Annotated in this window: 13 protein-coding genes; 9 read left to right on the forward strand and 4 right to left on the reverse strand. The window is 58.2% G+C overall.

The features are described from left to right. Nucleotides 1–452: 452 nt before the first annotated feature. On the forward strand, nt 453–1,361 hold the full coding sequence (locus CLV41_RS15670; RefSeq protein ID WP_103223375.1) for an MliC family protein: 909 nt from the start codon (nt 453–455) through the stop codon (nt 1,359–1,361). An 80-nt stretch (nt 1,362–1,441) separates the two neighbouring features. On the opposite strand, the gene hspQ is transcribed toward CLV41_RS15670, so the two are convergent. From hspQ to CLV41_RS15685, 3 genes are all read right to left on the reverse strand, one after another. Beyond that, nucleotides 1,442–1,765 (reverse strand): heat shock protein HspQ, encoded by a 324-nt coding sequence (hspQ, locus tag CLV41_RS15675; RefSeq protein WP_103223376.1) that lies wholly within the window; start codon nt 1,763–1,765, stop codon nt 1,442–1,444. Between the two features lie 102 nt (nt 1,766–1,867). Then, the gene (locus CLV41_RS15680) at nt 1,868–2,908 is read right to left on the reverse strand and encodes an HpcH/HpaI aldolase/citrate lyase family protein (protein WP_103223377.1); all 1,041 of its coding nucleotides are present in this window, start codon (nt 2,906–2,908) and stop codon (nt 1,868–1,870) included. Nucleotides 2,909–2,987: 79 nt separating this feature from the next. Further along, nucleotides 2,988–3,983: a lysophospholipid acyltransferase family protein gene (locus CLV41_RS15685; protein WP_103223378.1), complete on the reverse strand. Its 996-nt coding sequence runs from the start codon at nt 3,981–3,983 to the stop codon at nt 2,988–2,990. A gap of 230 nt (nt 3,984–4,213) precedes the next feature. Between CLV41_RS15685 and CLV41_RS15690 the strand changes: the two genes are divergently transcribed. Together CLV41_RS15690 and CLV41_RS15695 are read left to right on the forward strand one after the other, a co-directional pair. Further along, a complete protein-coding gene (locus CLV41_RS15690) occupies nt 4,214–5,167 on the forward strand; it encodes an AEC family transporter (RefSeq protein WP_103223379.1) in 954 nt (317 codons plus the stop codon). Nucleotides 5,168–5,217: 50 nt separating this feature from the next. Continuing rightward, nucleotides 5,218–5,634 carry a DUF1801 domain-containing protein gene (locus CLV41_RS15695; RefSeq protein WP_103223380.1) on the forward strand — a complete coding sequence of 139 codons (417 nt, stop codon included), beginning with the start codon at nt 5,218–5,220 and terminating at the stop codon, nt 5,632–5,634. Nucleotides 5,635–5,656: 22 nt separating this feature from the next. Here the strand turns inward: CLV41_RS15695 and CLV41_RS15700 are convergent, their stop codons facing one another. Then, on the reverse strand, nt 5,657–6,859 hold the full coding sequence (locus CLV41_RS15700; RefSeq protein ID WP_103223381.1) for a UbiH/UbiF family hydroxylase: 1,203 nt from the start codon (nt 6,857–6,859) through the stop codon (nt 5,657–5,659). Between the two features lie 207 nt (nt 6,860–7,066). On the opposite strand from CLV41_RS15700, the gene CLV41_RS15705 reads away from it, so the two are divergent. The 6 genes from CLV41_RS15705 (at nt 7,067) to uraH (ending at nt 12,204) form a co-directional block, all read left to right on the forward strand. Beyond that, nucleotides 7,067–7,999: a DUF2182 domain-containing protein gene (locus CLV41_RS15705; protein WP_103223382.1), complete on the forward strand. Its 933-nt coding sequence runs from the start codon at nt 7,067–7,069 to the stop codon at nt 7,997–7,999. 195 nt (nt 8,000–8,194) lie between these two features. Beyond that, the gene (locus CLV41_RS15710; protein WP_103223383.1) at nt 8,195–8,911 is read left to right on the forward strand and encodes a CDP-alcohol phosphatidyltransferase family protein; all 717 of its coding nucleotides are present in this window, start codon (nt 8,195–8,197) and stop codon (nt 8,909–8,911) included. Nucleotides 8,912–8,946: 35 nt separating this feature from the next. Beyond that, complete coding sequence (locus CLV41_RS15715; RefSeq protein ID WP_103223384.1) at nt 8,947–9,675, forward strand: TerC family protein; 729 nt, start codon at nt 8,947–8,949, stop codon at nt 9,673–9,675. Between the two features lie 26 nt (nt 9,676–9,701). Then, on the forward strand, nt 9,702–10,679 hold the full coding sequence (locus tag CLV41_RS15720; RefSeq protein WP_103223385.1) for a quinone oxidoreductase family protein: 978 nt from the start codon (nt 9,702–9,704) through the stop codon (nt 10,677–10,679). Nucleotides 10,680–10,694: 15 nt separating this feature from the next. Beyond that, nucleotides 10,695–11,645: a LysR family transcriptional regulator gene (locus tag CLV41_RS15725; RefSeq protein ID WP_103223386.1), complete on the forward strand. Its 951-nt coding sequence runs from the start codon at nt 10,695–10,697 to the stop codon at nt 11,643–11,645. A 208-nt stretch (nt 11,646–11,853) separates the two neighbouring features. Then, nucleotides 11,854–12,204, forward strand: a complete 351-nt coding sequence (gene uraH / locus CLV41_RS15730) for a hydroxyisourate hydrolase (RefSeq protein WP_103223387.1) — start codon at nt 11,854–11,856, stop codon at nt 12,202–12,204. Nucleotides 12,205–12,206: the final 2 nt, after the last annotated feature.

The raw sequence follows: 12,206 nt of genomic DNA on the forward strand, positions 1-12,206 counted from the left end.
GATCGGTGGGGACAAGCTGATCGAGCGTCACCATCTCGAGAGCTGTCTGATCCGGGCCGGGTTTCTTCAACATGAAACCAGTGAATCAAAAACCCCCGGCTAACGCCAGGGGTTTGTCAGCAGTCTGAAAGGCCGGAACAAACGTTCCGGCCTTTGTCGTTGCGCACTGGCGCAAATTCGAAACGTCGGACGTCAGGTGCAATCGTGATGCCGCGCCTCGGCCTTTTCGATGACCGCCTCGCGCGGTTACACGACTTGGCCGGAACGCCAGCTCACGGACAATCCGCGCGCGCGGATCCAATTTCGTCGGCCGGCCTTTGATCACCACCTGTATATGAAATACAGGAAATCGAATTTAAACTGATTTGGTAATCCAGCAATTCAATCTTCGCGCCCGGTACTCTATTGTCTTTTTTTCCAATTCCAATAGCGCGTTACAAGTAGGAAATTTGATGAAACGTCTATCAGTCTTTGTCGCGTTGGCGATATTCCTGTTGCCAGTTCCGCAAACCCTTGCTTCGCCGGATGTCGATTTTCCGCAGGAAGGCCAGTCATACGGCGGCAAGGTCCGAAGCGGTCCAGGCATGCAATACCAGCAGGTCGGCAGCCTGTACGAAAACGATCGTATCCTCATCCTCAACGCGACAGGCGTTATGATGAATGGCTACGAATGGTTCCAGATCCGTTATCGCAACGGGCGGACCGGCTATCAGTGGGGCGGGCTTATCTGCTCGCAAAAGCCCTATCAGACCATTTACCAGGTATGCGCGCCCCGGCAGCCCGCATCTAACAGGCAGGCAACGAACGCCGCCCCTGCGCAGCCGAATGCGCAGATGCAGGTCAACGGTTACAATGCCTCCCAGGTCTTCCATTCAGGCGGCAGCTTTTCGCAGGCTGGCGGTGGCCAATGGGAAGAACTGAATGACCAGGGACGGGTCGCCTTCCGTTTTCAGGAGCAAAACAGAGACGAGTGGTCGGTTTATCTTTTCGATGCGTCCCGCAACGTTTCATTGCAGTTGGACCTTCATCGAAAGCAGGTCATGTACGGGATCGGTAATCAGGAAAAAACGCCCTTGTACGCCATTACAAATGCAATCGCTGACGTCGTTCCACAGGCGGACACGAACGTCATCCATGTTCAGTACACCTGTCCGGAGGGCCTTCCGCTTGATGTGACGTATTACAACGAAGGCGATGGATATCTTCTGTTCGGCTACGACAGTCCGGAAAAAGTCCGGCTTGATCAGGTCCCATCAGGTTCCGGGGCCCTTTACAGCAATGGTCGCTATAGCATCCATTCTAAAGGCGATTCCGTCGCGATAACGACACCCGGCGGAACAGACGTCTGCCATAAGCTGTAGGCCGCAGACAGGCCTCAAGACGCCGCGGGAGCACTCCGCGGCGTTCACTCTGCGCGACGGGCTATCTCGCGCCGGGTTCTTTAATGGATCTCGACGCTGCGCGGCAGATACGAGCCATCGGTCTGTTCTTCAAAAATTTCTTCGACCTGAGGATGACGCACCGGTTCGCCGGTTATGTCCGGTTCCAGGTTCTGCTCGCTGACATAGGCGACATATTCCGTCTCCTCGTTTTCGGCGAGGAGGTGGTAGAAGGGCTGGTCACGAAGAGGGCGCACGTCTTCCGGGATAGCGTCCCACCATTCTTCCGTGTTGCTGAAAGTCGGGTCGACATCGAAAATCACACCCCGGAAAGGGTAAATCCGGTGCCGGACGACCTGGCCAATTCTGAATTTTGCCGTTCGCATGGTTACTCGTCCGCCTACTGCATGCAATGCCGGGATAGCGTGTCAACGACCCGCTTGCAAGCATTGCAACATTAAACTTTAAACACGGAGCCTTGAGATTTTCTAAAGACCGTAAACGGCGGCAAGCTCCGAATCCTTGGAAGCCACGAGTTTAGCCAGATCAACAATAACCTTTGCTTGCTTCCAGGTTGCATCGTCCTGCATTTTCCCGTCGATCATGACCGCTCCCGTGCCGTCCGGCATGGCCTCCAGTATCTTCGCGGCAAAGGCGACCTCGGCCGGATCGGGAGAGAAGACCTTCTTGGCGATTTCGATCTGCGTCGGATGCAGCGACCAGGCCCCGAGGCATCCCATCAGGAAGGCATTGCGGAACTGGCTCTCGCAGGCTTCCGGGTCGGAGAAATCCCCGAAGGGTCCGTAAAAGGGTTTTAATCCGCAGGACAGACAGGCATCGACCATCTTTCCGACAGTATAGTGCCAGAGATCCTGCTGATACGCTGTACGCGCGCCGGTTCCATCGGCATCCGACAGCACCGCGTAATCGGGATGCCCGCCGCCGACACGGGTGGTTTTCATGCCTCTCGAAGCGGCAAGGTCCGCTGGACCCAGGCTCATGCCGTGCATGCGTGGGCTTGCAGCGGCGATCTGTTCGACATTCTTCACTCCCTCAGCCGTCTCAAGGATCGCATGGATCATGATCGGCCGGGAAAGTCCCGCGCGGGCTTCCAGTTGTGCCAGCAACTGATCGAGATAATGAATGTCCCAGACACCTTCGACCTTGGGCAGCATGATGACATCGAGCTTGTCGCCGACGGCCGGGACGATTTCCAGGAGATCGTCGAGAAACCAGGGACTGTTAAGGCAGTTCACCCGGGTCCAAAGACCGGTTTCGCCGAAATCATTGTCTTTGGCCATCTGAATAAAGCCGGCGCGTGCGTCGGTTTTGGCATCCGCGGGGATTGCGTCTTCAAGATTGCCGAGGATCACATCGACCTTGTGAATGAGGTCGGGTATTTTCGCACGCATTTTCTCCATATGCGGCGGTACGAAATGGATCATGCGTTCCAGGGAAACGGGCGGTTCCCGGAAAGGCGCCGGTGCTCCAATGGCGAGCGGTTTGTAAAACGCACCTGGGGTTTTCATGAATCCGAGATCCTCCGCTAAAGAAAAAAGATCTATAGCGCTTATGTTGCGCCGCAACTATGCGCCGAAAGGCGAAATCTCATTCAATTCCGGCATCCGGTCCGCTAATTTGGGAATTGACGACATTAGCGGCGGCGGCCCGCCGGGCCTGTTTCTGGGCGGACGTCTTGCCGGGTGGGGCCCATTTCTTGTGAATCCACATCCACTGTTCGGGATATTCCCGTATCCAGCTTTCAAAAATGGCATGAATTTGAGCCGTAACCGCTTCGATGTCCGCCTGACGGTCTTCCGTCACGGGAAAAGAAATGGCGCGACCTTCGATCCGGAAATTCACGCCTTTTTTGCGAATGACGCGGCCCAGAACGATCGGAACGTTACAGGACCTTGCCAGGGAGGCGGGTACCGGCGTGGCGTAAGCCATCCGGCCAAAAAACGGTACCTGAATTCCCCTCGTTTCGCGTAGATCCCCCATCATTGCGACGACACCGCCGTTTTTCAACGTGGTGAGGATTTTTCGCGCTGTCCGGTGTCCCTTGGACAGCAATCCGCCTTTGTAAAGATCCTGCCTGAGCGCGCGCAGCGCCTTGTCGGCCTTGGGATTGCGCAGCGCCTGATAAACGCCGGTGATCGCGATTCCTTTTTCGACCGCTGGCTGGACGAGGAGTTCCCAGTTACCGCTATGGAAGGACACAAACAGACAGGCGCGTTCCCCGTTGAGGACTTGCGTGGTGATCTCGTCGACATCCGCCTCGAACCGCTGCGGCTGACGGAGCAACCTGTCGATGTGAAAGGTTTCGGCGGTAACCCGCCCAAGGTTCTCCCACATTCCCCGGACGATGGCTTCGCGTTCCTCCGCGCTCAGGTCTGGCAGGGCTTCCTCGAGATGGCGCAGCGCCCTTTTGTGGCGCGGGTTAAAGGGCGCCAGCATGCGCCACAGGGTTCCCATCAGGTATGAGGCAACGTCAACCGGAATGAGGCGGAAGAGCCAGATCGCAACCTTCAAGGCGAGACCTTCCACCCGATTCTGAAATGCGGTCAGTTTCGGTGCGTTACGCTGTCTTTTCTTCCGAGACATCAGGAACAGGCGCTTTCATCTTCTGTGCCATTCTTCGGCGAAAAGGCTTACTCCAACCATGTCCGCCGGAAAGCGCACTTGCGATGCGCCCGCAGACCTGATTGGAATGCGGATCGCTACGCCAATCCGCCGGCAAAGCGTCCCATAGCCAAGCAGGACGTAAGAAGCAAGCACCATAACGGACACCGAACCTCTCACACGAATTACCCTATCTTGTCTTGGGAAGTAGAATGCAGAACGTCATCACACTGGCCTTGCCGTTTTTCGGATTGATCCTGTTGGGATTCGGAGCGGGAAAAATCCGCAATCTGCCCGAAGCTGGCCTGAGCTGGATGAATTTCTTCGTTGTCTACCTTGCCCTGCCTGCGCTGTTCTTCCGGCTGCTGTCCGAAACGCCGTTTGAGGAACTGGCCAACCTGTCCTTCGTCAGCGCGACGACGTTCACCACCTACATCGTCTTTGCCATTTCCTTCTGCATCGGTGTCGTGGCGACACGGGGAAGCATCGCCGAGTCCACAATCCTGGGGATCGCGGGTGCCTATTCCAACGTCGGTTACATGGGCCCGGGCCTGACGCTCGCTGTCCTTGGAGAACAGGCGACAGTGCCAACCGCATTGATCCTGGCGTTCGACAACGCCCTTATGTTCATTCTGGCTCCCTTGCTCATGGCGCTCGCGGGAACGGAGAACGAAACCTTTGTGGGCACGCTCAAGAAGATCTTGTTCAGGATCTTTACGCATCCCTTCATTCTGGCAACCATTGCCGGTGTTCTTGCCGCCGCTCTGAAATTCCAGCCGCCAACCGCGATCGATACCATGCTCAGATATCTCAGCAGCGCCGCCGCGCCCTGTGCGCTGTTCGCCATGGGTGTGAGCATAGCCCTTCGACCGGTCGGCCGCATTCCGCTCGAACTGCCGCTTGTCCTGTCCGTCAAGCTTGTCCTGCACCCGATCCTGGTATTCCTGCTGTTGACCTGGCTCGGCGGCTTCGATCCCAACTGGATCGCGACCGCCGTGCTCATGGCATGCCTGCCGCCGGCCACGAATGTCTTTATCATCGCGCAGCAATACGGAACCTATGTCCAGCGCGCCTCGAGTTTCGTTCTGTTCGGCACGGCGGTATCCATCGTCACGGTCACGGCGTTTATCTGGGCACTGACCAGCGGTTTCCTGCCGCTGCGTTGACGGCTATGATCGGCAACCGTCCGGACAACCTAATTTCAGGACCACCGCGCATGACTTCCGATCCCGATGTTCAGTCCGTCCTGGACAGCTACCCCGAAGCCCTGAAAAAGGCTCTGCTGGATTTGCGGCGGCTGATCCGGGACATCGCGCGGCATAACGGTGAGATTGGTGAGCTTGAAGAAACCCTGAAATGGGGACAACCGAGCTTTCTGACCGCCAGACCAAAAACCGGAACCACGATCCGCATCGACCGGGATACGTCGCAAAAGGGGGACTATGCACTTTATGTGAACTGCCAGTCCTCGCTTGTTTCGGAATGGCGCGCACTCTTCCCGCATCTTGTTTTCGGTGGAGACCGCAGCGTTCATTTCAGGCTCTCTGACCCGGTTCCAGAAAACGAATTGCGCCAGATGATCACGATGGCGCTCACCTACCATTCCAGGAAACGCAAACCCGCGAAGGCATGATGTTGCCGGTCGACCAGCGGATTTACCTGTTGAGGGTGAACCCGCTGCCCGGCGCCATGCCTTCGCGCATCAGCAGTCTGCGGAAGGGGCCGACCTTTCCGGCCAGATACATGCCGGCGCCGCGTGCAAGCTGCACAGGCAGGAAGCCGGTAAGGAGCGACCGGTTCAACAGATCCACCGCCTGTGTTCTGGAGCGGACATCGTTCTTCCGATTTGCCTCATAGGTTTTCAGCACTTCATGGCCGCCGATATCCTGCTGTCGCAGGGCGGCCTTCGAAAGCACATTGTCCAGATCGGCTATATCGCGGAGCGACAGGTTCAGTCCCTGAGCGCCGATCGGCGGAAAGACGTGGGCGGTTTCGCCGATGAGCGCCACCCGGCCGGCAATCAGCCGCGTTGCCGAGAGGCCCGACAGCGGAAAACTCTGCACTTTCGAGGCAAGTTTGAAACTGCCCAGAATGGAATGGGCGCGCCGCTCCAGTTCCCTTTCGAGAAGGGGGTCCTTCATTTCCATCAGGCGCGTAGCGCCTTCAACGCTTTCAACGCAAACCAGGGAGGATTGCCGGCCGGGCAGGGGAACGAGCGTGAAGGGACCGCTTGGCGTGTGGAACTCGGTGGAAATATTGTGATGAGGCAGACCATGCTCCAGATTGACCACAAGGGCTGCCTGGGGATAGGACCAGTGCCTGACCTCTATGCACGCCGCTTCGCGAACAAGCGAATTGCGGCCGTCAGCCGCAACGACGAGGCGCGCTTCAATGGTTTCGCCAGCCGCGGCATGCAGGACAGCGCTTTCCGGGTGAAAGTCCACTTTTGCCACGGTGCCATCGACAAGAGTGAGGTTCTTCGCCGATCCGCAAAAATCTTCAAGAACAGCATTAAGATTACTGTTCAAGATATTGAAACCAAACTCTTCGAGGTCAAGTTCAGCACTGTCGAAAACCACTTCCGGAGCCCGGATCAGACGGCCGGTATCGTCAATCATCCGCATTTTGCGGAGCTGTGCGGCGTTTTCCTTTATTTGCGGCCAGACGCCGATTTCCTCAAGCAGCGAGATGGATTTCTGCCACAACGCCGTTGTCCGGCCATCCTGACCGGAACCGGCCGATGCCACCAGAACCGTGGAAAACCCGCTTTTGGCAAAGCTCAGGGCGGCGATGCGGCCCGAAGGGCCACCCCCCACCACGGCAATATCGTACACTTTCGTCTGTTTTGTCTTTGGCATGGTTCCAACCGGATCAACGCGTCAATCTGCAAGTGATTGTCTTTTTGCGGCGCATTTGCAACGGGACCAAAGCACGCAGCCGCATTTGCAGGCCCGTGCCCTGGTATGTGGGGCACCCGGACATGATGACCAATATCAATTCCTTTACGGGCCAATACGGCTACTCGATTGACAGGATCAATCCGGCGAAGCGAAACTCTTTTCGATATGACCCATGTTTCCAGCCCGCAAAACAACGACAGTAGTGCACGCAGGGATGCCGGCGGCCGCGCATGGCCGCTGGTTCTGGCGTTTGTCACTGTCTTGTCCATCAGTGGATGGGCTTACCTGATCGCGATGATTGCCGACATGGTCCCGGTCATGGACATGAGCGAGGCCGGTCCGGGCATGGGCGTTCTCAACCGGTTCAATCTTTTCAGGGACCTGTCGGCGGAAGCCCGCGCGGCTCTCGCAGTCCTCTGTCTTCCCGCCGGCGCGACATTCGGCATGCCGGGAACGGAGATGACCCTTGCGGGTCTCGGCAAGATATTCCTGATGTGGGCCATGATGGCCATGGCAATGATGCTGCCGACGGCGGTGCCCATGTTGCGATCCTATTCGGCCCGCATGTCCGCTCATGGCGGCAGCGGCCTCGCGTCGGCCCTGCCTGTTGTGTCGGCAACGTTGGGCTATCTGTCTGTCTGGCTTGCCTATGCGCTTGTGGCAACGCTCGCTCAGTGGCTGCTTTTTTCATTTGGCGCCATGTCCGCGATGATGGCCCCGGTGAGCCTGGCGTTGACGACGTCGGTTCTTTTTGTTGCAGGCCTTTACCAGTTCACTCCAGCCAAACAGGCCTGCCTGCGCCGTTGCTGGTATCCCCACTGGGTTGGCGGTACCGGGCAGGATCTCGGAACGCTGCTCTCCGGCTTCAGGGAAGGCGTGATCCAGGGCCGGGCATGCCTTGGCTGCTGCTGGGCCGTGATGACGGTGATGTTCGCCGTCGGTCTGATGAATATCGTCTGGATCGCCTTGCTTGGCGGCGTCATGGCGCTGGAAAAAACCTTTCCCAGCCGGATCTTTCCAGCGGCAATCGGTGTTGTCCTGATTCTTTGGGCAGGATTTCTGGCGGCTACCGTGCTGCTGGCCTCAGCCCCTGCCTGACCGCCGTCCGAGAAGTTTTTGCCCGCGTTTCCCTCTGAATAGGGAGCAGGACTGTTTTTTCGGTTCACACTGTCATACGATTGCAATAAATGATTGTCCCGGCACCTGTGAATTCGCTGGGCGGGGAAATGAATCAATCGATCCGGGCGCTGTTGAAAGCTGAACCGCGTCCTGGCTTATAAATAGGGAAACCCCGTGACAGATATTACGCCAGGCAAAGAGGCGCCGGAGCCTGTCCTGTTCCTGATCCATATCCTGACTGCTTCCGGCGCGCCGATCGCCCTGGTTGCTCTGCTCGCGGGAGCACAGGGGCGGTGGTGGGAAATGTTCGCCTGGCTTGGTCTGGCTTTTTTCGTCGACGGGATAGATGGTCCGCTCGCCAGGCGGTACAATATCGCCGAACGTCTGCCCCGCTGGTCGGGAGCGTCTCTCGATTTTGTCATCGATTACGCAACCTATGTGTTCCTGCCGGCCTTCGCGTTGTCCTGGAGCCTGATGCTGTCTCAGCCCTGGAACTGGATTTGCGGCGGGCTCGTCGTCTTTACAGGCGCTCTTTATTTTGCCGACAACGGCATGAAAACGCCGGACGGATCCTTCAAGGGCTTTCCGGCGGGCTGGAATATGGCCGTATTCGGTCTGATGGTACTGTCGCCCTCCGAAGGCTTCACGATCGCCTTCGTGCTTCTGTGCTGCGCCTTGACCTTCGCGCCCGTCCGTTTCGTTCATCCGGTCCGCGTTCGCCGCTGGCGGATGGTAACCCTTCCGGTCACCTTGCTCTGGATGGGCCTTGCCGCCTTCGCAATACTGAACGAAATGTCACTAAACGGTCTTTCCGCGCTGATATTCACGGCCGCTAGCCTGTATTTGTTCTCGGTTTCCGCTGTACAGCAGCTGCTCGACCGGGTTGACTGATTTTCTGCTGACCTGTCACATCATCAGAGGTAGCCATGCTGGCCTGGGTAACGGATCCACAGATCTGGGCAAGTCTCGTGACCTTGACGGTCATGGAAATCGTGCTCGGCATCGACAATATCGTCTTCATCTCGGTTATCGTCTCACGCCTCCCGGCCGCGATGGCGCACCGGGCGCGGCAGATCGGCCTCACGCTGGCGCTTGTCTTCCGCATCGCGCTGTTGTCCGTCCTGTCCTGGCTCGTGGGTTTGACGGCTCCGCTTTTCACTCTGGCCGATCACGCGTTTTCCTGGCGCGACGCGATCCTGATCGCCGGCGGCCTGTTCCTGCTCTTCAAGGCCACCCACGAAATCCACAACGGCATAGAGGGAGAAGATGAGGGTGGGTCTCCGCGCGACGTCAAAATGGGTTTTGCGGCGGTCATCGCGCAGATCATCGTCATCGATCTTGTTTTTTCCGTCGATTCCATCATCACCGCGATCGGCATGGCCGAGCATATCGAGGTAATGGTCGCCGCCGTGGTTCTGGCGATGATCGTGATGTATATCGCCTCCGGACCGGTCGTCACGTTTATCCAGAAACATCCGACCACCAAGATGCTGGCCCTGTCCTTCCTGCTTCTCATCGGTGTGGCGCTGATCGCGGACGGGCTGGGCTTCCACATTCCGCGCGGTTACATCTACTTCGCCATGGCCTTTTCGGCGGGCGTTGAAATCATTAATGTTCTTGCCAAACGAAACCACGGCAAGACGGACAACAGCTAACGGCAGTTCCTGCCGCGGAGGATTAAATGGTTCATGCAATCCGTGTACACGAAACCGGTGGCCCGGACGCGATGCGCTGGGAACAGATTGACGTCGGCGAACCCGGCCCCGGCGAGGTCCGCATCCGTCAGACCGCCGTCGGACTGAATTTCATCGATGTCTATTTCCGCACGGGCCTCTATCCCGCGCCAAACGGAACGCCGTTCAGTCCCGGCAATGAAGGGGCAGGGGTCGTACAGACAATCGGAGAAGGCGTCACGCATCTGAAACCGGGCGACAGGGTGGCCTATGCAGGCCCGTTCGGAGCTTACGCGCAGGAGCGCATCGTTCCCGCCGACAAGCTTGTGATCCTTCCGGACGCAATCGACGACAAGACAGCGGCCGGCATGATGCTGAAAGGCATGACCGCCCAATTTCTCCTGAGACAGACGTTTCAGGTCGGACCGCAGACGACGCTTCTGTTTCACGCGGCAGCCGGCGGGGTCGGCCTGATCGCCGGTCAGTGGGCGGCGCATCTGGGTGCAACTGTCATCGGCACGGCGGGATCGGACGAAAAGATCGAACTCGCCAAGGCACACGGCTACCGGCACATGATCAACTACCGGACGGAAAATTTCGCCGAACGGGTGAAAGAGATCACCGGCGGCAAAGGCTGCGACGTCGTTTACGATTCCGTCGGCAAGGACACCTTTCCCGGGTCGCTCGACTGCCTGAAGCCGCGTGGCCTCTGGGTCTGCTTTGGCCAGTCCTCCGGTCCGATCACCGACTTCAATCTCGCTTTGCTGGCTCAAAAGGGGTCTCTATACGCGACCCGGCCGACGCTCTTCACCTACATCGCCACCCGTGAAGCCCTGGAACACACCGCCGGAGAACTCTTCGACGTGGTCGAAAAGGGGATCGTCAGGATCGAGGTCAATCAGGAATACCGGCTCGCGGATGCCGTTCAGGCCCATCAGGATCTGGAAGGCCGCAAGACCACCGGCACCACGGTCTTGATACCTTAAGGCGGACCAGGAGACATGCGCTCCGGCCGGGCCCAGGATCTCTCCCGCAATCTCTATACGCCGGCCATGCGCTACTTCCTGGCCGTCGCCGAGGCCGGTTCGATCCGCGCCGCCTCGCGAGAGCTGAATGTTGCCTCCTCGGCCGTCAACCGGCAGGTCCTGTGGCTTGAGGAGGCCCTCGGCCTGCAGCTCTTCGACAGGGTCGGACGCCGGCTGCAGCTCTCGCAGGCGGGAGAACTGCTGCTTGCCCATATTCGGCGGACCTATTCCGATTTCGAGGGAACTGTGGCCGAACTCGATGCCCTGAAAGGTCTGCGCAGGGGCACGGTTTCAATTGCCTCGGTCGAGAGTGTCGCGGAGAAGCTTCTGCCGGCGATCATAAGCAGCTTCCGAAAAAGCTATCCGGGTATTCATGTCAACGTCTCCGTATCCTCCTCCAGGGAAGCCGCCCGCAAGGTCGGGGCAGCCGAGGCGGATGTCGGTTTCACATTCGACCCGCCCGAAACTTCGGCCCTGACAATCGCCTTCCAGCATGATCTCGTGATCGGCGCCCTGATGTCGCCCGATCATCCGCTGGCCGGAGAAAAAGCGCTCAGCCTGCAGGATTGCCTGAAATTCCCGGTCGCCCTTCCGGCGGAGGGACTTTCCCTGCGCACCCGCATTGATGTGGTCCGCGCCCGGATACCGGGGGCATCGCGAACCTATGTGGAGGCCAACTCCCTGCGCCTGATGCGCGCTCTGGCCCGGGAGGAGGATGTGATCGGCTTTCAGACCCGTATTGGCTGCGAGGACGATCTGGCCGCCGGCGCGCTGGTTTTCAAACCCTTGTCGGATGCGCCCCTTCAGGCCGACCGTCTGTGTGTGGTAACCTCTTCTTTACGCGCGTTGGCTTTGGCCCCGGGCATGTTTTTTGACCATGCCGTGTACGCCTTGAAAGACCATCTTCCCTTACTTGATGCCAAATAGGCATCATAAAGCTCTCAAATGAGCGCTTTGGTTCTACGGTTTTTTAAGGCACATTTTTTGCGTCAGTTTTGCGGCGCTATATCAACGGACCTCCAATCGGATTCGATTTGAGGCCTGAAAGCTGATCGGATTTAAGGCGATAGTGCATCGTGTCGGCGTTCAATAGAACGCAACCAAGATGCCCTGGCCGCACGAGGGAGAAAACCATATGGGTCGTTTGACGACGCACGTTCTGGACACCGCACTCGGCAGGCCGGCCAGGGGTTTGAAAATCGAACTCTGGTCTCAGGGAACTGCGCCCGAATTGATCTCCGCTCACGAGACCAACGATGACGGCAGGGTCGACCGCGCGATCCTCGACGGCTCCGCGTTCGCGACCGGCACTTACGAATTGCGCTTTTTCGCAGGCGATTATCTGCGACGGACCTGCCAGACCTTGCCCGACCCTTTGTTCCTGGACGTGATACCGATCCGGTTCGGCATGGCGGAAGCCGACGGCCACTATCATGTACCTTTGCTGCTGTCTCCCTTCAGCTATTCAACCTACCGGGGAAGCTGAGC

The sequence above is a fragment of the Roseibium marinum genome (genome assembly GCF_002906165.1).
Lineage (GTDB): Bacteria > Pseudomonadota > Alphaproteobacteria > Rhizobiales > Stappiaceae > Roseibium > Roseibium marinum.